General features: G+C 49.4%; 18 protein-coding genes. 12 read left to right on the top strand and 6 right to left on the bottom strand.

The features are described from left to right. From ACN0YR_RS15560 to ACN0YR_RS15535, 6 genes are all read left to right on the top strand, one after another. Nucleotides 1-354, top strand: a complete 354-nt coding sequence (locus tag ACN0YR_RS15560; protein WP_417850165.1) for a hypothetical protein — start codon at nt 1-3, stop codon at nt 352-354. Beyond that, nucleotides 355-2466, top strand: a complete 2112-nt coding sequence (locus ACN0YR_RS15555) for a hypothetical protein (protein ID WP_417850164.1) — start codon at nt 355-357, stop codon at nt 2464-2466. 102 nt (nt 2467-2568) lie between these two features. Next, the gene (locus ACN0YR_RS15550; RefSeq protein WP_417850163.1) at nt 2569-3066 is read left to right on the top strand and encodes a hypothetical protein; all 498 of its coding nucleotides are present in this window, start codon (nt 2569-2571) and stop codon (nt 3064-3066) included. Then, nucleotides 3059-4783, top strand: coding sequence for a hypothetical protein (locus ACN0YR_RS15545; protein ID WP_417850162.1), 1725 nt, complete (start codon nt 3059-3061; stop codon nt 4781-4783). The genes ACN0YR_RS15550 and ACN0YR_RS15545 overlap by 8 nt, the downstream gene beginning before the upstream one ends. A gap of 824 nt (nt 4784-5607) precedes the next feature. Continuing rightward, a complete protein-coding gene (locus tag ACN0YR_RS15540; RefSeq protein WP_417850161.1) occupies nt 5608-6312 on the top strand; it encodes a hypothetical protein in 705 nt (234 codons plus the stop codon). Between the two features lie 67 nt (nt 6313-6379). Then, nucleotides 6380-6583, top strand: coding sequence for a helix-turn-helix domain-containing protein (locus ACN0YR_RS15535; protein WP_417850160.1), 204 nt, complete (start codon nt 6380-6382; stop codon nt 6581-6583). A gap of 328 nt (nt 6584-6911) precedes the next feature. Here ACN0YR_RS15535 and ACN0YR_RS15530 read toward each other — a convergent pair whose 3' ends face one another. Continuing rightward, nucleotides 6912-7364 carry a hypothetical protein gene (locus ACN0YR_RS15530; protein WP_417850159.1) on the bottom strand — a complete coding sequence of 151 codons (453 nt, stop codon included), beginning with the start codon at nt 7362-7364 and terminating at the stop codon, nt 6912-6914. 1173 nt (nt 7365-8537) lie between these two features. On the opposite strand from ACN0YR_RS15530, the gene ACN0YR_RS15525 reads away from it, so the two are divergent. Further along, a complete protein-coding gene (locus ACN0YR_RS15525; RefSeq protein ID WP_417850158.1) occupies nt 8538-12776 on the top strand; it encodes a hypothetical protein in 4239 nt (1412 codons plus the stop codon). A 104-nt stretch (nt 12777-12880) separates the two neighbouring features. Here the strand turns inward: ACN0YR_RS15525 and ACN0YR_RS15520 are convergent, their stop codons facing one another. The 4 genes from ACN0YR_RS15520 to ACN0YR_RS15505 all read right to left on the bottom strand — a co-directional run bounded on the left by ACN0YR_RS15520 (nt 12881) and on the right by ACN0YR_RS15505 (nt 16419). Continuing rightward, nucleotides 12881-13240: an STAS/SEC14 domain-containing protein gene (locus ACN0YR_RS15520; protein ID WP_417850157.1), complete on the bottom strand. Its 360-nt coding sequence runs from the start codon at nt 13238-13240 to the stop codon at nt 12881-12883. An 80-nt stretch (nt 13241-13320) separates the two neighbouring features. Then, nucleotides 13321-14691 (bottom strand): alkaline phosphatase family protein, encoded by a 1371-nt coding sequence (locus ACN0YR_RS15515; RefSeq protein WP_417850156.1) that lies wholly within the window; start codon nt 14689-14691, stop codon nt 13321-13323. A 305-nt stretch (nt 14692-14996) separates the two neighbouring features. Further along, on the bottom strand, nt 14997-15596 hold the full coding sequence (locus tag ACN0YR_RS15510) for a PEP-CTERM sorting domain-containing protein (RefSeq protein WP_417850155.1): 600 nt from the start codon (nt 15594-15596) through the stop codon (nt 14997-14999). A gap of 493 nt (nt 15597-16089) precedes the next feature. After that, nucleotides 16090-16419 carry a hypothetical protein gene (locus tag ACN0YR_RS15505; protein ID WP_417850154.1) on the bottom strand — a complete coding sequence of 110 codons (330 nt, stop codon included), beginning with the start codon at nt 16417-16419 and terminating at the stop codon, nt 16090-16092. Nucleotides 16420-16504: 85 nt separating this feature from the next. Here ACN0YR_RS15505 and ACN0YR_RS15500 point away from each other — a divergent pair, with 85 nt between their 5' ends. The 4 genes from ACN0YR_RS15500 (at nt 16505) to surE (ending at nt 21015) form a co-directional block, all read left to right on the top strand. After that, the gene (locus tag ACN0YR_RS15500) at nt 16505-17560 is read left to right on the top strand and encodes a Gfo/Idh/MocA family protein (RefSeq protein ID WP_417850153.1); all 1056 of its coding nucleotides are present in this window, start codon (nt 16505-16507) and stop codon (nt 17558-17560) included. A 76-nt stretch (nt 17561-17636) separates the two neighbouring features. Then, a complete protein-coding gene (locus ACN0YR_RS15495) occupies nt 17637-19460 on the top strand; it encodes a hypothetical protein (protein WP_417850152.1) in 1824 nt (607 codons plus the stop codon). A gap of 190 nt (nt 19461-19650) precedes the next feature. Further along, complete coding sequence (locus ACN0YR_RS15490; protein WP_145199763.1) at nt 19651-19980, top strand: HesB/IscA family protein; 330 nt, start codon at nt 19651-19653, stop codon at nt 19978-19980. Between the two features lie 261 nt (nt 19981-20241). Next, a complete protein-coding gene (gene surE, locus ACN0YR_RS15485; RefSeq protein ID WP_417850151.1) occupies nt 20242-21015 on the top strand; it encodes a 5'/3'-nucleotidase SurE in 774 nt (257 codons plus the stop codon). Between the two features lie 109 nt (nt 21016-21124). Here surE and ACN0YR_RS15480 read toward each other — a convergent pair whose 3' ends face one another. Continuing rightward, nucleotides 21125-22594, bottom strand: coding sequence for a hypothetical protein (locus ACN0YR_RS15480; RefSeq protein WP_417850150.1), 1470 nt, complete (start codon nt 22592-22594; stop codon nt 21125-21127). Between the two features lie 667 nt (nt 22595-23261). Here ACN0YR_RS15480 and typA point away from each other — a divergent pair. Continuing rightward, complete coding sequence (gene typA, locus ACN0YR_RS15475) at nt 23262-25073, top strand: translational GTPase TypA (protein WP_417850149.1); 1812 nt, start codon at nt 23262-23264, stop codon at nt 25071-25073. Nucleotides 25074-25110: the final 37 nt, after the last annotated feature.

The raw sequence follows: 25110 nt of genomic DNA, 5'->3' as shown, positions 1-25110 counted from the left end.
GTGTCACTGAAGTCTCTCATCTCCGGTGATGTTTCGAACGTCTTCATGAACACGTCTGAGTTCGCTGAAACGATTACCCGTTTCCCTCATAACGTGGGGGCAGGTGTACAGGTCACGGCAATTATTGCGATTGAAGATGGCGAGACAGATGAGGAGGCCGGGAAAGCTCACGTCCACATTGGGACCGCTCTTGTAGAGGACTCTGTAATCGTGAAAGTGAGGGACCGGTTCACAATTCGTGGCGACTCAGTTCAGGTCACAAAGGTAAAGAAGACAACAGCCGGAATGATTAAGTTCTGGTGGAAGCGAGTCGAGCATGAAAGTCGAACAGTTGGATTTGGGGGAGTTTTATAAATGCCTATGAAAACAGAAGAGACACCCATTCTTTACAGGATGGCAGAATTCAAAAGCGATGGCATCAACCGGGAAAACCGGACGATTGACATCGTTCTCGCGACTGAAACCCCAGTCGAGACTTACGTCATGGGGGTCGGAGTTGTCGAGGAAGTTCTATTGATGCGGGGAATCGAAGTTCCCGAAAAAATCACAATGGTGGACAGTCACAACCGTTCGACTGTCCAGGCAACTCTGGGATCGATTCGCGATCTGAAAGTTGTGGGTGACAGGCTTATCGGACGTGCACACTTCGGATCAGACGAAGCGAGCGTCCAAGCCTTCAACAATTACGCTGATGGGCATCTGACAGATTTCTCAGTCAGTGCTTCACGGCTCGAAGTAACCAACAAAGAAGGACGAATCATTGTGGTTCGGTCCAAACTCATCGAAGGCTCGGCAGTCGTTTACGGTGCTGATCCGAACTCAAAAGCCTTGCATTCGATGCGGGCCTACTCAGAACCTCAAAAGGTTAGGATTGAACAAATGGAAAAGACTCTTTTCGAAAAGCTGGTCAAGCGGGGCATGCCTGAAAATGCGACCGAAGAACAGGCACAGGATTATCTGGACCGAATGTTGACCGGTGCTGGTGGTGACGGTGCATCAGCGACCGACGACATTGACCAAACTGGAATTATTCTTGAGCGAAAACGCATCAAGGAAATCGATGAACTCTGTCGAAAACACAAAGTGGAAGAAACTGTCCGCACGAAAATGATTGACGAGGGTCTGACAGGGCCGGAAGTCGCGCAGACGATTCTTCGAAAATATCAGGGTGGTGTTCCAATTGGACCGGGACAGGGAATCGAGTACGGAAAGTCAGACCGTGAAAAGTTCTACAACGCGGCTTCTGATGCTCTCGTAACACGATGTGTTCAGGGGGCTGGTCTCAGGCCTTTCAGTGCTGTTGAACGTGCCAAAGCGAACAACGACATTGACTCACTTCGACGCGCCCAGGCGATTCAGAAGATTGTTGAAAACCCGTCTGAAGGCTCGGAAGACTTTCAATACAGAAGGCTACCTGAAATTGCTCGCATGTTCTTGGAACGATCTGGTGAGCGAATCACCGGACTTTCACCACAAGCGATTTGTGAACGTGCCATGACTCAGAGAGGGTTCGTAACTCTCAGCCGTGCTGGGGAAGGCGCTTTCCATTCGACTGGCAGTTTTTCAAACCTGTTGTTGAACGCAGCCACAAAAACATTGCTTGCTTCTTACGATGAAGCGGCGGTCACTTATCCACTTTGGGTTCGTCAAGCACCTTCAACGCCAGACTATAAGGAGTTGTCCCGCGTTCGATTCGGGGAACTGGATGATCCGGAAGTTATTCCAGAGGGTGACGACTACAACGAATCGGAAGCGAACGATTCGAAGGAAACTTACTCGGTTGAGAAAAATGGAAAAATCTTCTCAATCACTTTGGAAGCGATCGTTAATGATGATCTGAACGCCATCAGCCGAATCCCGCAAATGCAGGGGAACTCAATGCGGCGCCGGATCAACAAAGCCGTTTACGCGGTGTTGACTGGCAACAAGAAACTCAGTGACAACAAAGCTTTGTTCCATACTGATCATGCAAATCTTGACAGTAACGCTTTGAACAATTCCGCGTTGAACACGGCATATAAAAAGATGATGACTCAGTCAGGCCTGAAAGCTGACACGATTCTGAACATCATGCCACGATTCTTGATCATTCCTGCTTCTTTGTCAGACACAGGACTTCAGATCATCACGTCAACAGCTGATCCGACTCAAACATCCTCATCCAATGAAGATGCAGCACGACCCGGTTTCAACTCCGGTGTTGTGAACTTGTATGGTCCAAGCGGTCCACGCCGACTGATCCCGGTCGTTGAGGGCCAACTCGACGCGTTCAGTGAATCAGGATGGTACTTAGCGGCTGATTCTTCACAGGTTGACACGGTCGAACTCACATTCCTGCAAGGGGAAGAGTCACCATCATTGACTGTCGAGGAAGGTTTCGTCAACGACACGTTGCGGTACAAAATTCGCCAGAGCTTCGCAGCGAAGGCTATCGATTACCGAGGGCTCTACCAGGGTAATTCGTAATCTATTGTTGCTGTGATTTTCCTCAATGGTCACAGCAACCTCCCGGGTGGGTCGTATCAGGAGTAAGTACGACCCACCTTATTTTATTAACAGGTGAAAAAGATGAGCGAGAACGAAGGTGAGCGAGATTTCGAGAACGAGAGACTCAATCGAGAGTTGAGATTGTTCGCGCTGGTGAAAGCAGATCTCGAGAAGGTCAATCATAAAATTACGACGGGTTATCTTGACGATCTGGACATTACAGAGCGGTCTCTACTTCTGAATGGATTCGGACTTTTTTGCCGCATCGTCAAAGGGTATTCAGAACCAATCCCCCCCAGTCGTCAACATTCCAGGGGAATAAAACGGATGATCGATGAACAACTCTGCCGGGCTCAACTTGTCCAGGCGAAAGAAGAAAACGAATTGCACGTTGAGCAAGCCATCAAGCGGTTGCTGAACAATCGAATTGAACTTGCAGAACTGATGCAACGCATCGGAACCGGGGCAACACTCGTTATCCACGACGAAGATGAAATGCAGTTGATTCGCAATTCACTCGTCTTGGCGTGCGGCATCGTCACTTGCCGAAGCATCGAGGAGAATCTGAAAAATGTCTGATGCAAAAATTGTGATTACTGGAGATGCCGACCAGTACGTCAAAGAAGCTCAAAAGGTTGAGAAAGAGAACCTGAAGCTCGAAAAGCAGCTCGAATCAATCAAGAAACAGAGCAGCGAGGCGGCACGCGAGGAACGGAAGCGGGCGCGAGAACTCGAAGCGGCATTGAAGAAGGTGCAAACGCCAGCGGAGCGGTACAACACGACTCTCAGGCAGTATAAAAAAGATCTGGATGCGGGCCGGATCTCTCAGAAGGAATTCAACAAACTCAAGGATGAAGAAGTCCGGAAGTACACAGAATCGAAGAAAAAAGCCGATGAGATGGGCGGCTCGATTCGCGTCTTAGGAAAAGAGTTCAAGGTTTCTGAACGTGCATCAGGGTTGTTCAGCGATGCACTGAAAACTGGTCTTGTCGCAAGCACAGCGGCAGTCTTGCAACTTCACAAAGAGTTCACGAAGTTTCACGACCGGATGCAGGAAGTCGTCAAGACGAACGAGAGTGCGGCGGGATCGTTCGCAAAGCTGAAAACCAACTTCAAGGCCGATGACACAATCACCGATGAACAGCTCGACAAGAAAGTTTTAGCAGGAGCGAAAGCAACCGGCACATCGGTTGATATCTTCAGCCAGGCATTTGGGCCGGCACTTTCCGCTAAGGGTTCCGGATCAAATCAGTTTGCTTATGACGCAACCACAGCGGCACTTGAATTCACTCGCGATCCGGACGAAGCGGCAGCACTCACGGGTGCGGTTGGAGACTTCGCGAAGTTCGGTGAATCGAAAGCTCCAAAGGCGATTCTTGGCTTCTTGTCCGGCACTCAGAAGTCAGCACGAATGTTGTCGGTCAATCAACTCGCGAAATCATCAACGCCAGCTGTGAACGCGGTACGTCAAACGGGCAACTCAGTTGAAGAGTCAATGGAACTGTTCGTAACGCTGGCGAACCTTTCCGCCGATCAGACAGGGGAAACCTCATCGTCTGCGTTAATCAATCTATCGCAAAAACTGGAAAAGGCCGGGGTTGCTGGAAACACCACCACAGAGCGAATCCAGACACTTCAGCAAAATCCAGAATTGAGAGAGGCGTTTCTAGGCTCGAATTCGTTTGAAGCGAAGGCAACACCAGCCATCAAAGCGATGCTCTCAGCCGATCCGGAAGCGATGAAAGAGTTCGAAGCTGCAAAACAGGGGATCGGTTCGCTCGACGAGAAAGACGATGCACAGAACGTCAAAGCCTTCGATGAACAGACTCGGAAGATTCGCGGACTCGACACGGTTGGCGGGCAATTCCGAAATGCCATCAATCAATCAAAAGCGAACATCGAGAACTTCCAGCTTGATTCAGGAGACTTGGCTCGGGGTGAAGCGGCACGTCAACTGACACTTAACACAATCAATTCTTCCGAAGCATCCGAACTGAAGAAGCAGGAACTGCGAACCGGATTCGATGCAGCTGTTGAAGCACAAGTCATCGGGAGGGGGGCGGATCGGGGAACCGCATCGACTGAAGTTGCTCGCGAGATATTGAGTCAACTGAAGAGTTCAGTCGGGAACCGCAATGACAAGCTGATCGATGAACAGATACGGTTGCTGAACGAGATGAACAGCAACTTGCTGAAGATTCAAGTCGAGTCAAGACGCAACGCAGAAGCGGCAGAACGTGACGCCAGAAACAAGAAGAATCCGATTGATAACTTGCAGAACAACAAAGGTGAATGATTTTGCCATAGTGGCAGCCGACAATTGCGTCCTGATGCGTTTCGATGGGAAAGCCGACTCAGAACACGTCCGGAAATGGCGACCAAAAACAACTGTGAACGTTCACAGTTCAGGTAGAGACTCAGGTGTGAACGTTCACACCTGCCGGACAGGGGAACAAATTGTTTCCAAGCAACTGGCAACGTTGCCAGTTGTCGCTAGTGACACTTGAACAACGTCGAATATTCGATGTTGGAAAACTTAGAGACAACCTAGGATATCCGAGGTTGGAGGACTCAGGGGCAGGCTCGGATATCCGAGGCTACCAACTGTCACTTATGACAGTTATCACCTGATTCACTTTTTGCGTTTCTTCTCGGCGGCTTCAATTTGTTCAGCTGCGATCTGATCCAATTGGATTCTCGCCCAATCACTGATTTTTCGTTTATCTAATTCAGCAGCCTTTGCCCACAGTTCGTATTGCGAGTCAGAAGTACAGCGGATGTTCAATCGTTTCTCAGTCATACGGGATTTGTAACCATCATGACGTGAACCATGCAATCACAGTTGACACCATCGGTTCACGTTGCGTACCTTTGGTTCACAGCGGAACGTCGGACTAGGGCGTTTTGCTGACTACAATTCATTCAGCCGGGTTTGACTCGGATTTTAAGCCGCGCGGTGTTCACTAGTCCTGATCATCACGCGGTTTTTTTCGTGGAAAGGGCGAAGCATCCGGGACCAGCGCAAAAAGAAAGCCGCTGCAAATGGTTTGCAACGGCTCACACTCAGCAACCTGAACGGAATTCTTGGCAGAAGCGTTCAGGCAACTCAAGGGATTATCGATGATTCGCTCATTCACATCAATTGAAAACTTGGCCGATGCACTGGAAAGTGAAGAACTTCCACAGATTGACCAGTTCAACCGGCCAACATTCCCAATGCACCAGGCAGCTGGTGATTCATGCGTCATGCTGATTCCGGTTAGTCGAGACTTCGAGCCGGGGGGATTGACAACCACACCGGGTGAACGGTCTATCAAGATGCCTAGGGCCATCGCCAATGAGATGGCGGTGAAGCTCAATCGGGATGTGCTCAGGAGGAGCCCTCACTGTCCGCATTGGAACGTTGTCACCTACAGTCCGGCAGGCTTCCACGTTCTCAGAATTCAACCTCCTGAAGACTGGCAAGCCGAAACCGAGTATGACATGCCACCAGTTCAAGCATCCCGTTTGATGAACTGCGAAGCTCGGCGTGAATTGAAGAGCGTCAACGGAGCGTTTGTGAAGTCAGGCCGCAAGATTAAGCACTGGGCCATTCACGTGAAGCGTCTTCGGAAGATTGATGATGCCGATACCACAATTGCGGAAGAAGAGCCGATGGAAAGACTCGAGGTTCATCACCTTCAGCCTTGCGAGTACGAATTCTGTATTGAAGGCGATGATGTTCTCACATTCCGCGTGAACGTTGACAACATTCGCTTTGGTCAAGCAACTCGCGAAGAATGCCAAGAATACCTTGAAGAGTTTCTGAACTCACGTAGAAGCTAACAACAACCATCCGTGCGCCCTCGGCGGGAAACTGTCGGGGGCGTTTTTTTAACACTGACTGAGGTTCATGATGACTTTGAAAACGCCGTACGAACTGCCGGACGAGACGATGACCACAACCGAAGTTGCGAGGATGGTTCGCCGAACCAATCGCACGGTTCGCCAGTGGTGTAAGGATGGCAAGTTGAGATTCTGGAAAATCGACGGTTCGCGAGATCTGCTTATTGATGTTGCTTCCGTTCGGGATCTTTTTGAAACATCAGAACGCTAATAATCATGACCCAGTGCCCTCGGCAAAGGGCTATTTTTTTCCAGTTAGCGTATCATAGTCGCTGTGAGACCCGATCCAGTACCAGACATTTCTGTCACCTTCAATGACATACAAAGCACGGTACTGCATAGTTATGGAAACAGATCGGCTGTTCAAGCGTTGCTTACTATTTCGATTGTCTTTTAACTGATGATTTCTCAGTGAGTGATGGGAAGGGTCAGCCTTGAATTTTTCAAAAGCAGCTTCAGCAATTTCCGTAATCTTCACGGGAAGGGAATTAAAACAATCCCACCACTCTGGAGTCCTGCAATTTTCTGGCGCACTGATGCTATATTGACTCACACTCATTAGCCCTGCATCGTTTAACGGCTCGTTCTTCCAGTGGCAGAAGACTGTCCTCCGTGAAGAATTCTGAGTCGTCGGTCAACATACTTTTCGCAGAATGGTAGCATTCAAAAAACTTTTCCGAACGGCGAACAGGCATACCTTTCTCTTCGAGAAATCTGAACTCTTCTACAAATTGAGTACAATTATCGTACCAATCCGAGATTAACTGCATTACTAGCGAGAGAGTCTCGGCAGAATCTGGCAGTTCACCTTTGTAGATTTTCAGCCGGACTTCTTCGTCAAAGCAAATGATTTTATCAAAATCATCGACTCGAGCATTTAGAATTTGCTCGAGATCATTGCGCATCCCTCTCAACTTGAGGCGGATTTGTGTCTGCTCGGTGCTGTAATTTCCAATTTTATTGCGCATATCATCGATTTGCACATTGGACATCGTATTTTCCTCTGGAAGAAGATGTCTCTTCATATTCAAGACCTTACACAATAGTACGACTATCAGACACATTGCAATCTATAAAAGTACGCTAAAAGTCCAGAAATCTTTCATAATTAAATGAAGATTAAGCTCCCAGCGTTGCGCCCACGTTGCGCGGAATCGCAGCCACCACATTTGACCGCATAACTTAAGCCATAAAATAAAAAATCCCGGAAACAGAGAGTCCTAGGGGGGCTGAGGACTTCAATCTATTCCCGGGGGCGATGAGCGTTTGCCGGACCTTCGAAAGCCACTCATCAAGCTTTCGATGACGGGAAACATACGGGGTGCTTCAAAACCGGTCAATACGTTTTTACCTGTTTCTGGTTTCATTGAGACCCTCAAGGATCTAGTGCCCGTTTCAACACTTCGAAATTCACCTAAACGCTTTACCACGCAAGTGATACAGCGAACGAAAACATGTTCAGCCAAAGCCGCAAATCTTGCCGGTTCGTGTGTTATCACTGTTCAGCCTCAATAAGTCAGAGTGATAAATTCAAAAGATTTCCATCCAGAGCCTTAAATGCGTTCAAAAATGAGCATGCTTGCATCGCTTTCATTCTCTGAATGGAGCACCTTTCGAATTGGTTTGCAGGATCCGCCTCGTAGCGAACAGCATCTTACTAGAGAAATGCGTTCTTCACGGGCACACGGTAGAGCAAACTGCTCTAGCCAAATTGAGACGGCCTGAATCGGGATTGGTCTTCGAAGGATTTATCGAAAACCTGTCGGTTTTGGGATGATTCATCATGAAGAGTCTGTTTTCTGTTGAGTTCGGGCTATCGAATGCGTTTTTCCTGTTGTTAAACTCTGTAGAAGAATAATTCTCAGTTGACTGATTGCCAGAAAGGGAGTTCAGACTCGGGGTTACGTCAGTTTTCCAGTCTCTTCTCGAACCTGAAATGAAATGTCGCAAATGCCTGCATGCTCGTGAGAGTGCCTGCCGGACGTCGACATACTGCCATCTCATGTTCGGTGAATCACTGGAGAAATCGAATCCTGGTCCGCACGTTCTTCCCGGTAGCAAGCAGCCTATGAAGTTAAGAGACTGATCTTCAAAGGCACGACAAGCATTGAGAATTCTCGAGTTTGCGCTGGAATGTCCTTCGGAGAGACACAATGAAGCCGGAAATGCCTGAGATCATTGCTTTACAGTTCCAACGTTTGCGGACTCGAATTCGGTCAGTGGCTGCCGCAGGAGGAGTTGGATTAACACTCTTCTCAGTCGCGACAGCCGTCGGGCTCGCGATTCTAATGGACATCTTCTTCGATCTGCCTGTCGTCGTTCGATTGGGGATGTTGGTGGTTGCAGCAGGTTTGTCAGTCGTTGGAGTCGCTTTCTGGATCATTCGGCCGATGACTCAACGGGTCCAGGACGATGAACTGGCTGCGATTGTTGAACAACAATACCCGGAACTTAACGAGCGTTTGCTCTCTGCGGTCGAACTGGATGAGTACTCCGATTCAGATGCTTCTCCAATGATGAAGAAATGGTTGATGCAGGAAACGGTGAGCCTTTCGAAACGCGTGGACTTCGCTGATTCCATCGATGCATCACGCTCTGTGCGTCGTTGCTGGTGGGGAGGAGTTGCTTGTCTGGCACTTCTGTTGCCCACGCTCTTCGCGGGAGATGCTTACGCAGTTCTGGTCTCCCGATTTTTAAATCCCTGGGGCAACTACGAACGAGTTCAGAATTTGATCCTGCAAGTTGTTGATGGGGACCGCACGGTGTCACAAGGGAGTGACGTCACCATTGAAGTGAAAGCGGGATGGAGGTTTCAGCCAGGAACTCTGCCAAAATCGGCGTGGTTAGAATGGACTACAGATAATAGTCCAACGGAGGCTCGTCGACTCGACTGGAACCAAAAGACAGAGAGTTACATCGGAACGCTGCCGCGGATCGGACGAAGTTTTTCTTATCACGTTTCTGCCGCACGTTCAAAAACCCGGTCGTATCGAATCAATGTTGTCCCGCTGCCAGTTGTCGAGGAGCTGCAAGTTGAAATTTCTCCGCCCGCGTACACGGGGCATCCAGCACAATTTCATGATCTGGTGCTGGGAGAAATCCGTGTCATTGAGCAGTCACGATGGGATGTTTCAGCAAGATTTAACAAGCCGATTGAAAAGGCTGAAATTCTCTGGCTCGACGGAACCGCTTCCCCGGAGCAACTTGAGAAGCTTGAAACTCTTCCAGGAGGATTCCCGATCTTCAAGCGGACAGAATTTATATTAAGTGCTGACAAGCAACTTGCGTCAATCGAAGAAGTCCTCTCTTTAAATTCTCCCTCTGGACGTTTCGTGATTCGAGGAATTGACAAAGAAGGACTCGCATCGGACACAAGTGCCATTCGTCGGCTCACCATCGATGCTGACCAGCCTCCTCTCATTCAATTTACTGATCATGAAGAGAACACTGCAGTCCGTCCGGACGATGTCCTTGATATTCCGGTTTCAGTGATCGACGACTTCGGAATGAGTTCCGTCGAATTGCATTATGAAATGATTCGCACCGAAGCATTTCACGAACAGGGAATCCTCAAAATGGAAAACCTGAGAGATCAGGGACGTGCATTGACTCATTCTTTCCGGCTGGACCTCTCACCACTCAAACTTGAACCTGGAATGCGATTGACTCTCCGTGGACGGGCAACGGATGAACGTCCCGTTCCCAAGCCGAATGAATCGTGGACGATCACACGATCTTTGCTCATCCGCTCCGACGCAAAACCGTACGGAGAGCAAACTATTGTTGAACAACAGCAGCGAACGGAACAAGTGATTGAGACACTGAAAACGGAACTGCAACAACAAAAAGAAAAGGCCCGTCAGTTCGAACAGGACGCCAAAGAAGCCAACGCGAATCGTGAAGAATGGGAAGCCCAAGAAGATGTTCAACAAATGCAGGAGAAACTTGAAAAGTTGCAACAGCAATTGGAAAAGCTGAGTGCATTGTTCGAGCAACAACCACTCTTTGACCAGATCGCAAAAGAGACTCGAGAGATCGCTGAGGGTAAGCTGGAAGAAGCCAGCAAGAGTGTCAAGCAGGCTCAGCAAGCCGAGCTGAAACAAAAGCCTCAGGAGTTCGCTAAAGCGTCGGAGCAACTCAATGATGCAGCCAAGCAATTAGATGAACTGCAACAAAAGTATAAAGAAATTGCTGACTTACAACGTGACTTATTGGAGTTGGGCCGCCTGGCGAATCAAACGGAAAGACTGGCAAATAGCGTCGAAGATTTAGAACAGCGACAAAAAGAGATGAACACTCAACCTGCTGAACCTATGCCGATCGCAAACCAGCAAGCTGAACAGCAATCCAAACAGAAAGCATGGGATGCTGATCATCGTGAAGCCTGGGAAGATCATCAGCAACTCAGCAACACGCTCAACGATCTATTTGAGCGACGCCCTGAGCTCGCAGATGCAGCAGCTGAAACATTGGAGAAGCAGCTCGAACAACTTGCTAAACGGACTGACGAGCTCTCTCAACGGCAAGAGAATCTAGCGAAGGCTGCGAAGCAATCTGCGGAACGGACCGTAAAGGAATTAGAGGCCGTTCAGAAACAGCAAAACGACGTTGCTTCGAAAGCTGATGAATTGCAAAAAGGTCTTGAACAACCGGAGGCAATGCAGGACGCCGAACAGGCTGCCAAACTGTTGCAGAAAGCGCAAGCTGACTTGGCTGAAGGCAACACGACCGATGCAGCTCAAGCACAGAGCCAGGCACAAAAACAATTTGAAAAACTTGCTGAGAAACTTAGATCCCAGAAGGAAACTGAGACTCCGAATGAATCGAAAGTTGATACAAAAAAGCAGGCCCAACAGGCTCAGGAAATTGCGGAACAACTTTCGAAGTCGGTCGAACAACTCGAAAAGCTTATCGCCGGGATAGAGCCCCCTCCCCAAGCAACCGCAACTCAAGACCAGACGGCTGAGGATCAAGCCGATGCGAAGATCGAAAATGAAACGACAACAAAAACGACTACAGATGCAAAACCAGAAAATTCCGCGAAGGAAAACGTGAACTATCCAGATCTATTGGAGAAGCAGAAACAACTGGCTGACATCGCAAAGCAAATTCAACAAGCTGTTGAGAGTCAAGAAGGGACAAGCAAGGAGGCTCAGCAGGCAAGCGAGCAATTCGCAACGCAGTCGCAGCAATCTTCAGATCAGGCGCAACAACTCGACTCCTCTCAAGCTGCCCAAAAAGCTCAACAGGCCGTTGAATCTGCACAAAACCTTTCGGAACAACTGCAACAGCAAGGAGCCCCCAAAGCACTTCAACAAGCGGCTCAACAGGCCGCACAGCAACAATCCGAAGTCGCAGAGAAACTGCAAAACGTTGCGAAAAGCCAGAGTGCTCAAAAGGAAATGCAGACTCAAATGCAACAGCAGAACCAACAAGAAGTTGCACAACTTGCTGACGAACTCAAACAGCGGACTGAGGAGTTGGCCTCGAATCCGATCAACAGAGAAAAACAAGCGCAATCCGGAAGCGAAGCTCAGCAACTGGCGCAACAAGCTCAGGAAGCGATGAAACAATCTAGTGAGCAAGCCGAGCAAAGCAATCAGGGTCAAGCCAGCAAACAGGCGCAACAAGCTGCGGATTCTCTGAGCCAAGCCTCTCAGAAAGTAATGGAAGCAAGCGGCCAGCAAAAGCCGACCACGCAGCAACCAGGTGAATCGGGGCAACCAGGCGACGAAGCTCAACCAAATCAACAAGGCGAAATGCAGAAAAGCGCATCGGAAAAGACTTCCCCAGAGCAAGATCAGCAGTCCGATTCTATCGTCCCCGCAGAAGTTGGGACTCAGGTTGCTCAAGCCTCTCGTCAACTCAATCAAGCGGGCGAAATGTTGCAGCAACTTGGAAAACCGACTCCGGGAACACAGGGAGATCAAGACGGGGAGCCTGATAAAGGAGAAACCTCTCAAGATCAACCGATGGACGGTGGAGAAGGTGAAGGTCAGCAGAAAGAAGGCAATCCCTCACAGTCGGGACAACAGCCATCATCTTCTGAGGCACTTCGACAGGCTGCTCAGTCCATGCGACAGGCTGCGGGGAAATCTGGGATGTCACAGTCGCAACAGAAACCGGGTGACTCCGATCAACAAGCCCAGGAAAGTAGCAGCGGATCTGGCAATGAAGCTTCCGACTTTGGGTCGACTCAGCAACTTGCAGAGTTGATGCAAATGCAAATCGATTTATCCAACATGTCCAAACGCGATTGGGGTAAACTCCCGGGAGAGCTTCAAACTGAGCTACTCGAGTCTTCACAAAAGAAGGCTTCGGGAGAGTATCAAAAATTAATCCGTCGATACTTCAACGACATTTCCAAAGCACGCTCACCAGAGTTGCAACCTCAGAAAAACTAGAGCATCTTCAATACTTGTCGTGCCCGTGGAGAGTGCTTTTCTTTTGGAAAATCGCACATATCCACGAGGCACAAATTCAAAACAAATCGTGGAGTTGTCAAGACTTACTCTTCTTCGAGCCATTTCCAGGCATCTTCCAGTTGGGAAGCTTCAAAGTATTGAACCTTTGCCTTAGTAAATGGTTTGCAAACAGTGGCCATCGATTTTTCCCAACTCTTCTCGCCGACTAACGCGATCTTTTCAATCTTCGTGCAGTGCGTTGTCGAGAATTTGATATCGTCCCACAATGCTTTCGCATCCCAACCCTGGAAATCGTGGAACTGAGCGAGCAGTCTTGCTTTGCCATGTTCAGCAATCGCGGCATCTACAAGCGGGACGAACGTTTTGTAATCTTCATCATGAAGCTTCCCGGAAAGCTTGAAGCCGATCGTTTTATCGGATGTCGATTTCAGCTGTTCAATCATCAGTCGTTCCTTAAATTTGAGTACCAATTCTTTATCGTGAGCAACTTGCCTGTCTGTTCCAGAAACCTGATCCGGCCGGGCTATTCACTCAAAATCTCTTTCAAAACTTTCCCATCGGCGTCCATCTTCAGCCCCAGTAAATGGGCAATCGTCGGTGCAACATCGACATTCTGAATGATGTCCAGTTTTGTTGCGGGGCGAATCCCCTTGCCGGCTGCGATAAACATCGCGTGCATGTAATCAGGACGAGGATCATGTCCATGCGAACCTTTGAGTCCTCCGGCATCGATCACGACTGGACCGGAAGTATTGTTTGCAAACGAATACCCAGGACCTGTCGTCAGGACGAGGTGAGGAGCTTCCGGATTCTTCTTCGGGTCAGGGATTCCCAACTCTGCAAACCCCTTCGGCTCGATGACTGCTTGAACACCTTTGGTTTGACCAAATTTTTGGACAAGCATTTTCGAGTGTTCTTCCCGTTTTGATTCATCGAAAAGATAGATAAATGCTGAACCTCCCTGAGCAACGCACCATGCGGAACGATGCGTCACCTTGTCTTTGTCATCCGTTTCAATGAGTCCAAGATCCTTCAAAACGACATTCGGACGAATCAGCTTTTCATATGGAGCAAACCCATGATCGGAAACAACAAACAGAGTCGAGTTTCCTGCGAAAGGCGGTTGCTGTAAGGCAGCCCAAATTTCCCCGATACGCTGGTCACTTTCTGCAACGGCTGCATAGGCCGGTGGGGTATTCGGACCGTAAGCATGCTCAACTCCATCGGGGGTGATGAGATGAACCAGAATTAAATTGACGCGATGTTTTTCAAGGAGATACTTCGTCACTTGCGTATAGAGCAAATCTCGATTGGTCGAGTGCTGTTTCCCCCAGCCCCATCCTCCCAGAGGAGAGATATCGATCCCCGCACTCTTGAGCTCCTCGGCAAACCCGGGAGTTGTATAGCGATCGTGCAGCTCCTGCTTATTTGAATCCGGGATGACCCAGTTCAGGGTGTCAGCCCCGTTCGAGCAAGGCCAGATCACACTTGCCGTCGAAAGTCCCGCAGCGTGGGCGATGTCGTAGAGCGTTGGGGTTCGGATCGCCTGTTGTTTGGTCAGCACCGGATCACCGATATAGACCACAGGCTTGCCGGTCTCTCGATTCCAGACGGAATTTCCGATGACGCCATGCTTCGCAGGATGGCTGCCCGTGATCAGCGAGGTATGCGACGGCCAGGTGACACTGGGGAAGCTGGTTTGCATTCCTTCAGCAGAAGCCCCTTTGGCAGCGAGTGCTCGCAAGTTTGGAAGCTCAGCACGCGGATCGTTCAGATAGCTGCCCGAGAGTCCGTCCACACTCACAAGAATGATATGCTTCACTGGTTCTTCAGCATGAAGCGTGGGCATAAATTGAAGACAGACGATGAGTGTGACAACAAACCGATACGACATGAAAGGCTATCCATCCAGGTGAGAATCAAAGTCCGAACGGTTCTGTATACCGTCTGAAGCATTTTCAATCTTTGTCGTGCCCATGTTCGTCGTGCCCGTGACGGTCACTTTCATGATTTCAGAGGCCGCTCGTCTCGATGTGGGGCGAAAAACCAAGATTGAATTTGCTATCGAAAATTCTACTAACTGGCTCGCTGAGAACGAAGGGAACGGACAAGAAACCTGCCGAGAGTGGATGCCAGCGTCGCGAGTGCTGACGAAAGTTCAAAGCGATGAAGCGGAAGCGATACGAGAATCAGATCACTCTACGAAGCGATCAAAGAGTGACGCCGTCGACGATGCCCCATCGCGACACACACGAGACCGATCCCGAATAAGACAATTGCAGACGGTTCCGGAACAGCAGAGGATTCGGTTTCGGGAGTGAAAGTCAGATCATCAATGGCAATCCCATTGACCTGCAGAATGATGAAATGAGTGATCCCAGCTCCTGAAATCGAGAGCGTTTGAGCGGTCGAACCAGTGAACATTGCTTCGTCGACTAAGACGTTCATTGCGTTAAACCCTCTCAAAGTGACTGTGTCTTCATCCCCACCTGAATCGCCAGCGAGAACAGAAATTGAACTTACGCTGGTCACAGTCCCAACGAATATCGCAGAAATGTCTCCACCAGGGATGAGGAAATTTTGAGCAGCCTTTCCAGTATTTCCGAATTGGATCGTTGAGCCATCAACAATCTCAAGATCTTCACTGAACTGAATCCCCAATGCATTGAAGGTTTCGTTGTCCAGTTGGCCATTCGCAAACGAATCAAAATCAAGAGTGACCATTGCCGCTCGCCCTTGATTTGGAATCAAAAGCAATGCAAAAGTGCAAATTGAAAGATAATGAACTGCCCGGCTCATTGTGTCACTGCCAAACGGGAGTGCGTTGAATGGAAAGTGTAGAACTTTGTTCTTTAAAATTACCTCTCCGGGAGACCGCTCACAACGAAGAACCCCGCAGCTTCTGGAGAAAAAAGCGAAATAATCAAAGTTCACTGATGAGTCAATTCACACTGAATCTCTGCAATTGAACCACTCAGATTTCGTTTTTTGCCCTAGGTCTGCCTAATCGCAGACATTGACTGCTAACACAAGGACATGGATACGAAAGAGAGACTGCGACATTCGATTACTTTTGTCAGATAGACCGGTAGACCTGCGTCATGACTTCACTGACAGCCCGTCACGAGGCGGAACGCGGATACTATTCGAAAAATGCGAAGCAGCGCAATGAAGCCAGCGTGCTGGTTTGGAATGCCTACTTTTGCTTTCCGGTGCTGAAAGCAAGGCCTGACTGAAGTCGTGCAGATCGATTCGTACAGATCAAATGGTAGTCCTATTCGATCATGGCTGATCATGTCCGTGGAAACCTGCTGCGATGCGGGCCGCTGTTTTCCAAGCGGTGCCCTGGTGCAAACCAACACCAGAAGTAACGCTCAAGCCACAAACGATCACCGCCAGAAACTTCGCAACCCGCACCGCAGCGGATTTCCCTGAACGATCTTTCAATCAGCTTTTCAATCAGACGTCCAATACTCACTCCTTCGGTCAGTTCATCACATATCGAGCTTTCATTTCCTTGAAGCATCGACTTTGCTCCGATGAATAATATCGACCAGACGCGCGATAGATTCTGTGAAGCATCCCACACGGCGACTCCATTTTTGAAATCGTCTTCGGTCATATTCAACTCCTGTCATGGTTGGCGGACGTGGACTGCTTTGATACCGTGCGAGGATGTTTGTCTTGGTTGAAGAAGGATGAGGAAGATGACGGTAAAAATTGGGATTGTTGGTCTTGGCTTCATGGGGATGACTCACTTCGAAGGAGCGAAGAAGGTTCAAGGTGGAGAAGTGGTTGCATTTGCAACCCGAAACGAGAAAAAACTCGCTGGTGACTGGTCAAGTATCCAAGGAAACTTCGGACCACGTGGAAGTGAAAAGACAGATCTCACCGGGGTGACAGGATACGCAGACTACAAAGACCTGCTGGCAAACCCTGATATCGACATGGTGAATATTTGCCTGCCGACCGAAAAGCATGAATCGATCGCAATCGAAGCTCTCGAAGCGGGCAAGCATGTTCTCGTTGAAAAGCCGATTTCTATTGAACTTGAAGCAGCTGAACGAATGCTGGCTGCGGCGAAAAAATCCGGCAAATTGCTGATGGTGGCCCAAGTGCTTCCATTCTTCCCAGAGTTTGCTTGGGTGAGAAATGTTGTTGAGAATGGAACCTACGGAAAGTTGCAGGCAGCTGCATTCCGACGTGTGATTGCGCCACCAGACTGGTCATCAGATATCAAAGACTTCAAAAAACTCGGTGGCTGGGGAATCGATCTGCATATCCACGACAACCATTACATCGGACTGCTCTGTGGTGTCCCCTCGAAAGTCTTCTCGCGAGGGCTACTTAAAGAAGGTTTCGTGAATCACGTTTGCACTCAATATCTGTATGACGATCCCGATGTCACAGTCAGTTGCATCAGCGGAGGAATCGCAGCAGGGCAATTAAAATTTGCACACAGCTTCGAATTGATTCTCGAACAAGCGACAATTCAATTTGACTGCGGAACCTATGGAGATGACTGGGTAGTCAATCGACCATTAACCGTCATTCCGAATGAAGGTCCGATCGAAACTCCCGATCCGGGTGGCAGCGGCGAATGGTGTGCAGCATTCACAGACGAAATTCAGGCAGCTGTCGATGGCGTCCAGGCCGGGGTGGCTCCTAAAGTCCTTTCTGGAGAATTGGCATGTGACGCCCTCAAGCTTTGCTATGCAGAAGCAGAGAGTATCCGGACAGCCACACCGATCCCTGTAGGATGAAAATCACCCCAGACTGATGCGTCATCACTCATTTTGCTAAGCTATTGCAAATTTCTTACACATAACAGCTTAAGACATGAAACGCACCGTCCCATTACTCATCACCGCCATTGCCGGTTTTGTGTTGATCGTTTCATTCTTCATTCCTGACCTGAAAGGGTGGGGTGAAGACGCTGCAGTGTGGTTTGATATTCTGGCAGCCATCGCCTTTGTGCTCGGCGGCGGAAATTTGCTCAAGCTGCACTTGAAGACAATGAGTGATAAGAAGCCAGGTTGGGGATATTCGGCAATCACGATTATCGCCTTCCTGGTGACGTTGATCTTCGGCTTGTTCAAAATTGGATCGCCACCAAGGTCAAACGTTGAGTTCTACGGGGAGACATTCGTCTCCTTTCCTCTTGAGGCGATGCCAGAGTTCCGCGTCGCCGGGACACTCCCTCCTCGTGAGGACGACGAGCCGATTCCAGCATCCGTCCGTACTCAGCTCCGAGAGGAAAATGGAGAACTCATTTTCGTCGGTTGGATGAGCAGGGACCAGAAATCAGACCTGCTGAAATACAGAGAGACGCTCGATTGGCAGTGTCGAGTCGAAAAGCTCTTCACAGCATCGCAGCCAAGCTTACTCCAAGACCACGTCAGGTTTTATCCGGCACACACATCGCTGGCGTTCAAAGGAGTATTGACCGAAGAACGACAGGCCGATTTACAAAAACTCTTGCCGGAATCGGAGATTGCAACGCAGGCGATTGAAGAGCTTGCGTCGCGAACGCGTCAAGCAACAACGATCCAATCGAGTGGAATTCCGAAGTCATTCAAGATTCCGGAAGAAGCGAACGCCTACTTTAAAGAAGATCAAGCAAAGATCACGATTGTCGGCCCGCTCTCCCCAGAGTTGCAAAAAGAAATCGTTTTCAGTTGGTCCGGCTTCGAGCCTGCGATGCCGTTGACTGTCACACAGGAACAAGAGCTTTTCGCTCAAATCGAGAACGCTGGTCGCAAACTCACAGACGCACAATCTGAGACATTCAAAAACTTCTTTGCTGCGGAATGGCATCCCGATGTCATGGTCGCCGCCATCAATACGGCTGGGATTCCTCCCAAAAAAGAGAAGACTGCTTGCGAACTTCTCGAAGAACAACAGGCAGGTGCGAAGGAACTTGTTCTGGAACTTCCCACTCCCGAACCAACATTGCTGAACCCCGAGCAAATCAGGGCGGTCACACTCTTCGTCAACGAGCCGGGGCAAACTGCCGAAGAACTGAAAACGGAACTGAGCTCACTCGGCGAAATCACCGCCGCGCAGTTGGCCTCCATCGACGAATTCATCAATGGTCTCCCCCGGCACGCAGATGTTCTGAAAGCACTTGGACTGGAATTGCTTCGAACTGGGCCACTCACTCCTGAACAACGTGAGGTTCTCTTCCAACCCGCAGCGACCCAATATGCCTGGAAAACAGACATCGGTCGGCTTTTCGTGGCATCGCATCAAATCAAATATCCCTGGTCTGGTTCATACACAGCTCAAGGAAATCCATTTTGGTGGATTTATGAATATGTCCTCCAACCATTGATGACAACAACCTTTGCGATGCTGGCGTTTTATGTCGCCTCTGCAGCATTTCGTGCATTTCGGGCCAAAAACCTGGAAGCAACGCTGTTACTGGGAACGGCTTTCATCGTTTTACTGGGACGCACCTATCTTGGTGTCCAATTGACCGCCTGGGTGCCAGATGCCTTCTCTGCATTGAAAATCGATCAGATGACGGTCTACATCATGAAAATCTTCAATACAGCTGGGAATCGTGCTATCATGATTGGGATTGCACTCGGAATTGCTTCAACAAGTCTGAAGGTTTTGTTAGGAATTGACCGATCTTATCTTGGATCAGGCGACGACTGATTCATAAAAACAATTGGAGACGGTCTTTCACCTACAAGACAGGCTGCTATAATTTTGTAATACGAACTCAACACCGAAAATTCAGATCATTGACTGAAATCCTGATCTGCATTCAAGTTGAGTAAGTGTAAGTGATTCTTGAAACACATATTTGTTCTGTTCGTCCTTTCAAGGCGAGGGAGAAGTTACGATGGTGACTATCACCGAAAAAGCTGCTGCGGAAATCAAACGAGTCATTAGCGAACAAAACATGCCCGAAGCGACTGTCGTCCGCGTTGGTGTCGCAGGTGGTGGCTGTTCAGGTTTTCAGTACAAATTCGGATTTGATGAAGTTGCAAATCTGGAGCAGGATCACGTTGCGGAACAGCATGGACTTCAAGTCGCTGTTCAGAAGAACCACGACCTGCACCTGGATGGAACCACAATTGACTTCTACGAAGGTCTCGAAAAACGAGGATTCACGTTCGATAATCCAAACGTGAGCCGCTCATGCGGTTGCGGAAGCAGTTTCTCAGTCTAGAGCAACCAGCCTAGAGCATTTTTGAATAATTCAACAAAATGTATGTGACCTGTCTCGTCGATCGATGTGGTTCATCAAATGAAACGCATTTTTCACGGACATAAGAAACACGAAAGTGTTCTGGAGCATTTCCAATTTTTGTCGTGTCGGTAAAGATCACCTTCCACGACTTCATGGACTGCTCGGTTCGAGCTGAATCTAAACATCGAAGAGACACCGGAGCGCTGTTCCGGTGTCTCTTTCTATTGACTTTGATATTTCATGAAAATTCTGCTCACCAACGATGACGGTATCTACGCTCCCGGTCTTCGTGCACTTCGAGATGCCTTGCAGGAACTGGGCGAAGTCCATGTTGTCGCACCACTGACTGAGCAAAGCGGAGTCGGGATGGGGGTGACTTATCTTCACCCAATCCTGGTTCATGAGATCATGGATCAGGACGAGCAGTTCGGCTGGGCCGTCGATGGAAGTCCGGTTGACTGCGTGAAAATGGGAGTTTTGGAACTGTGCCAGGGCGAACCTGATTTGATCGTCAGCGGGATTAACGCCGGAGCCAATGTTGGCATCAACGTTCTGTATTCCGGCACAGTCGCAGCTGCCATCGAAGGAGCCTTCTTTGGCAAAACCTCAATGGCAGTATCGTTATCACAAGGCACACCTCCAGACTATCAGCAGGCAGCTCAACGAGTCGTCCCGATCATCAGAAAACTTCTCGACGCTTCCCAACAACCGGGCAAACTCTGGAATATCAACCTGCCAGACTCATCAAAGCAGAAATCGCAAGGGACCAAGATTGTCCCGATGGCCGTCCAAAGGCAATCCGAAAGGATTGAAAAGCGGACCGATCCACGCGGGAGGTCCTACTACTGGAGTGGTCTGGAACCGATTCGAAATCATCAACTGGAAGCAGAAACCGATGTCAACGAACTGCTGAACGGATACGTGACCGTCACGCCGCTGCACTTTGACCTCTCTGAAACCAAGCTGATCAAAGAGCTTGCAGAGCTTGATTTTGATTCCGATCAAGCTTGCTGAACTTCCTGCCCGTCACGTGAACCCACGTGGCAAGCATTTTATGAAGTCATAATATGAAATCATGAAGTGACCTTCACCGGCTCGTGAAGCATTGAAAATTGAAAACGCTCTACCTTCCCATGAACACGACAACTACGAGCACCGCAGTCGCCAGCAACATGTACCCCACTTGCAGCGAAGGTGAGTTGTCTTCTTCAATAAGTTGAGAGGTCTCGCTGACTTCGCGTTGCCCCCAACCAGGCAGTAAGTTCATCAGGCCTCGCAACACGAATTTGTCAAACAGATGTGTCAGGCTTGAGACGATTTCGAGTGGAATCACAACTCCTCGCTCGAGTATCGTTTCCAGGTAGTAATCATTTTTACAAAGTCGAACGAGCGAACCAAGTTCTGGCGTCGCACCTTGAGTTTGCTTGTGGAGTTTCATGGAAATGAAGATGCCACTCGCAACCACAGGAACTGTGATAATCGGGGCCAGAAAGCGGAACGATGAGAACGGGCTGACAAATGCCGGACCGAGAATAAACGGAACGAACGAGACGCAAACAAGCATCAGGCAGCCAACCGCCAGGATCGGCGTCCTCCCTTCAATTGAGTGCTCCCCCAGTTCCTCAGGTCGGGGAGCGAGAACATTCCTCACTCCGAAGACGAACAACCCAAGCGAGAGAACCATCAACGGAATCATCACTGGAGGGACGTGAATGCTTGCAGTCTCTCCGCTTGTGCGAAGAGCTTGCAGAACAGCTTCGACTCCGGTTGTTCCACAAAGAAGAATGACGACCATCCCCCATTTGATTCCAACTCTTAGAGGGTGCGGAGCCTGATCTTCAGTCAACAAGAATGTGACTGTCAAAATCATCGTTCCAGCAAAGAGCGCAGCCATTTGAGGCCATAACTGAGGCTCCGCTGCAACCCCGATTGCGACGAAGGAGACAGGGACGCTCATCATCCTGATCATTCGACTTCGTCCCTTATAAAAGAGCCCTGAAAGCGGTAATAACACCGCCGAGAGCCCTGCGAGACCGATCAGTAATGTTCGAGGCTCAGGGAAGACCGTCAGCACTGGATACCATCGAAACAGGAGAAAGCCGCCAAGACTTACCGGAAAAATCAGCAGCGACACCGTCCGCCATTCAGACTTCAGGCAATCGTTGCTCCACGTCATTAGCGGGAACATCCCTAACCGAACCACAAGAGCGACCATCAGGCTCAACACGGAAGTCGTCATCAACGCTGTCGCCAATTCACTCAGCCCTTCAAAAGCTCCTGGTTCAGTGAGGAATGGAATCTGGAATGTGCCTGTGATGAAATAGATCCCAAGCAGGCCAAGCATCCAGAACAGGTCCGCAACGGTCAGGCTCACGAGAATTTGGGCCCGGACCGGATCGTTCGTTTTCGAATGCAACAGAACCAAGCTGACGAACAGCCAGTTACTCAGTCCCAGCAGCAACCATTGAGTCAGTCCGTCACACGATAAAAACAGGAAATGCGAAACCAACAACAGCCCGAGAAAACAGGAAAGCCCTTCCGCCGACTCCTCCGGTTCGCTCGAACTTCGATTTCGAAACAGGAAAAGGCTCATCAGACCGGAGGTCAAAAGTAACCAAAAAAGAGAGAGCGGATCATGCAGAAAGACCAGTGACTGTCCGTTTTCGAATTGAATGAAACTGAAATTGCGAAAAATTTCCTCGGTTGATCGCTGAAATTGCACGGCGACTGCTGCCATAAACAGAAACACGAAAGAGACCGTTGATGCGAGGCGTGCGACTGACAACCTGTGAATACTCAAGAACTTTTGAGGCGACTGTGTCTCCCCCCAAAATGCGGCCAGCAAAAGACTTATTCCAACGACCAGAGAGATGGCTGACAGAAAAATAGACAAATATAAGGGAGTCATATCAACCAACAATTACAAGATGAGAGTGTTCAGGCCTCTGATGCTGGCGCTGAAACAGTCTGAGATCGATCGATTTTACTTTCTATAATGAGAAGTCTGCAAAATCCCGACAGATTCCCACTTCTTGATCTCCTTAATCATACATCAATTCCCTATTATTCCGCATCTAGGTGAAATGAAGCGAGCGCGACCGGGCGATGTCTGGGCAGACTCTCCGACAGGTTGTCCCCTTCAAATTCAAATCACCAACGAGACTCATGCTTTACGACTCATCTGTTCGACGAGTGGTTCGAACGTAAACACCAGGAATTCCAATTGCACACGAATTGTGTGCAGCGAATCGAGTTAACCGATGCGACGCCAAGACATTCGAAATATCGCGATCATTGCGCACGTTGACCACGGAAAAACGACTTTAGTCGATGCTCTCCTCAAGCATAGTGGGCAACTCCGTGATTCAAAACTTCAGCAAGATTGTATCCTCGATTCGAACGACCTCGAACGGGAACGAGGCATTACGATCCTCTCGAAGAACATTTCGATTCCGTACAAAGATGTTAAAATTAACATCATCGACACCCCTGGACACGCCGACTTCGGCGGTGAAGTCGAGCGAGTTCTCAAGATGGCGGACGGGGCATTGATTCTCGTCGACGCATTCGAAGGGCCGCGACCTCAAACCCGGTTCGTCTTGACAAAAGCGATGGAAGTCGGCCTGAAGCCGATCATCGTGATTAACAAAATCGACCGTCCCGACTGCCGCCCAGAAGATGTTCTTTTGGAAACAATCCATCTGATGGAAGAACTGGGTGCGGAAGATTCGCTGGACATTCCTTACATTTTCGCTTCTGGCCGATCGGCATTTGCCTCCGACGACCCAGAAGCCCGTGAAGGAAATATGCTTCCGTTGTTGGACCTTGTACTTGAACATATCCCGGGACCAATCGCTAACGTCGATGCTCCGCTACAGATGGCAGCAACATCGCTTCAGTGGTCGGAATACGTCGGACGAATCTGCGTCGGACGGATCACCAATGGAGAAGTTCGACCGGGGATGAAAATTGCCCTGCTGAAAAAAGATGGTGCCATCGTCAAAGGAACAATCGAAGGAGTTGAAACGTTCGATCGACTCGGACGCATTAAATCCGAGAAAGCTTCCGCTGGCGACATCGTCGCTATTACAGGACTTGCAGAGACCGAAATCGGGGACACCATTGCCGATCCTGTGAATCCAGTCGCGTTGCCTCGTCTGGAAGTTGATGAGCCAACCCTTTCCATGGTCTTCACGATCAATTCCTCTCCGTTTTCAGGCAAAAGCGGTAAATTCCTGACCAGCCGCCACCTGCGGGACCGCCTTCAACGCGAGTTGCAATCCAACGTCGCGTTACGGGTTGAGGAAGCGGGAGCCAAGGAAGCCTTCAAAGTCTCTGGCCGGGGACTTCTTCATCTTTCGATTCTCATTGAAACGATGCGTCGCGAAGGATACGAACTCTCGGTCGGCAAGCCCGAAGTTATCCGCAAAGATGTGGACGGAAGATGGCACGAACCATTTGAAATCCTCGAAGTTGAAGTCCCAAGCGTAGATGTTGGGACTGTGATCGAGACCGTTTCACTTCGAAAAGGTCAGCTGCAAGAAATGAAAGCTGGCTCAGGCACACACTCGCACGTTCAGTTCAGCATTCCTGCCCGTGGTTTAATCGGCCTGAGAACACGCCTGTTGAATGCAACACGTGGCGAAGCTGTGATGAATCACCGCTTTGAAAAATACGCTCCGATCGAAGGAGAGATCCCACGCCGAAAGAACGGTGTCCTGGTTTCCCAGATCACCGGAAAAGCGACTGCTTACGCTCTCTGGAAATTGAGCGAACGATCAGACTTGCTCATCGCTCCAGGAACGGATGTTTACGAAGGCATGATTGTCGGTGAAAACTCTCGCGACAACGATCTCGTCGTCAATCCTGTGCGTGAAAAGAAGCTGACGAATGTCCGTGCCTCCGGTTCGGATGACAACATCACTCTTGAGCCGCCTCGTGTCATGTCTCTTGAAATGGCCCTGGAATACATCGAAGCTGATGAATATCTGGAAATCACTCCTGATGCGCTCCGCCTTCGAAAAATCTGGCTCCGTGAAAACGAACGCAAACGTAATCCAATTTCTGCATAATCAGCGGACACCTTTTCCTTCAGTAGTGAATTGGACG

It is taken from the genome of Thalassoglobus sp. (assembly GCF_048270125.1).
GTDB lineage: Bacteria > Planctomycetota > Planctomycetia > Planctomycetales > Planctomycetaceae > Thalassoglobus.
The sequence above is the reverse complement of the archived record's forward strand: the minus strand, read 5'-3'. Positions and strand labels throughout refer to the sequence as shown.

Bases quoted from the DNA above. Each gene is read 5' to 3' on its own strand.
- ACN0YR_RS15555 (WP_417850164.1), top strand. From the start codon at position 355: ATGCCTATGAAAACAGAAGAGACACCCATTCTTTACAGGATGGCAGAA.
- ACN0YR_RS15550 (WP_417850163.1), top strand. From the start codon at position 2,569: ATGAGCGAGAACGAAGGTGAGCGAGATTTCGAGAACGAGAGACTCAAT.
- ACN0YR_RS15545 (WP_417850162.1), top strand. From the start codon at position 3,059: ATGTCTGATGCAAAAATTGTGATTACTGGAGATGCCGACCAGTACGTC.
- ACN0YR_RS15540 (WP_417850161.1), top strand. From the start codon at position 5,608: ATGATTCGCTCATTCACATCAATTGAAAACTTGGCCGATGCACTGGAA.
- ACN0YR_RS15535 (WP_417850160.1), top strand. From the start codon at position 6,380: ATGATGACTTTGAAAACGCCGTACGAACTGCCGGACGAGACGATGACC.
- ACN0YR_RS15530 (WP_417850159.1), bottom strand. From the start codon at position 7,364: ATGTCCAATGTGCAAATCGATGATATGCGCAATAAAATTGGAAATTAC.
- ACN0YR_RS15525 (WP_417850158.1), top strand. From the start codon at position 8,538: ATGCCTGAGATCATTGCTTTACAGTTCCAACGTTTGCGGACTCGAATT.
- ACN0YR_RS15520 (WP_417850157.1), bottom strand. From the start codon at position 13,240: ATGATTGAACAGCTGAAATCGACATCCGATAAAACGATCGGCTTCAAG.
- ACN0YR_RS15515 (WP_417850156.1), bottom strand. From the start codon at position 14,691: ATGTCGTATCGGTTTGTTGTCACACTCATCGTCTGTCTTCAATTTATG.
- ACN0YR_RS15510 (WP_417850155.1), bottom strand. From the start codon at position 15,596: ATGAGCCGGGCAGTTCATTATCTTTCAATTTGCACTTTTGCATTGCTT.
- ACN0YR_RS15505 (WP_417850154.1), bottom strand. From the start codon at position 16,419: ATGACCGAAGACGATTTCAAAAATGGAGTCGCCGTGTGGGATGCTTCA.
- ACN0YR_RS15500 (WP_417850153.1), top strand. From the start codon at position 16,505: ATGACGGTAAAAATTGGGATTGTTGGTCTTGGCTTCATGGGGATGACT.
- ACN0YR_RS15495 (WP_417850152.1), top strand. From the start codon at position 17,637: ATGAAACGCACCGTCCCATTACTCATCACCGCCATTGCCGGTTTTGTG.
- ACN0YR_RS15490 (WP_145199763.1), top strand. From the start codon at position 19,651: ATGGTGACTATCACCGAAAAAGCTGCTGCGGAAATCAAACGAGTCATT.
- surE (WP_417850151.1), top strand. From the start codon at position 20,242: ATGAAAATTCTGCTCACCAACGATGACGGTATCTACGCTCCCGGTCTT.
- ACN0YR_RS15480 (WP_417850150.1), bottom strand. From the start codon at position 22,594: ATGAGCCTTTTCCTGTTTCGAAATCGAAGTTCGAGCGAACCGGAGGAG.
- typA (WP_417850149.1), top strand. From the start codon at position 23,262: ATGCGACGCCAAGACATTCGAAATATCGCGATCATTGCGCACGTTGAC.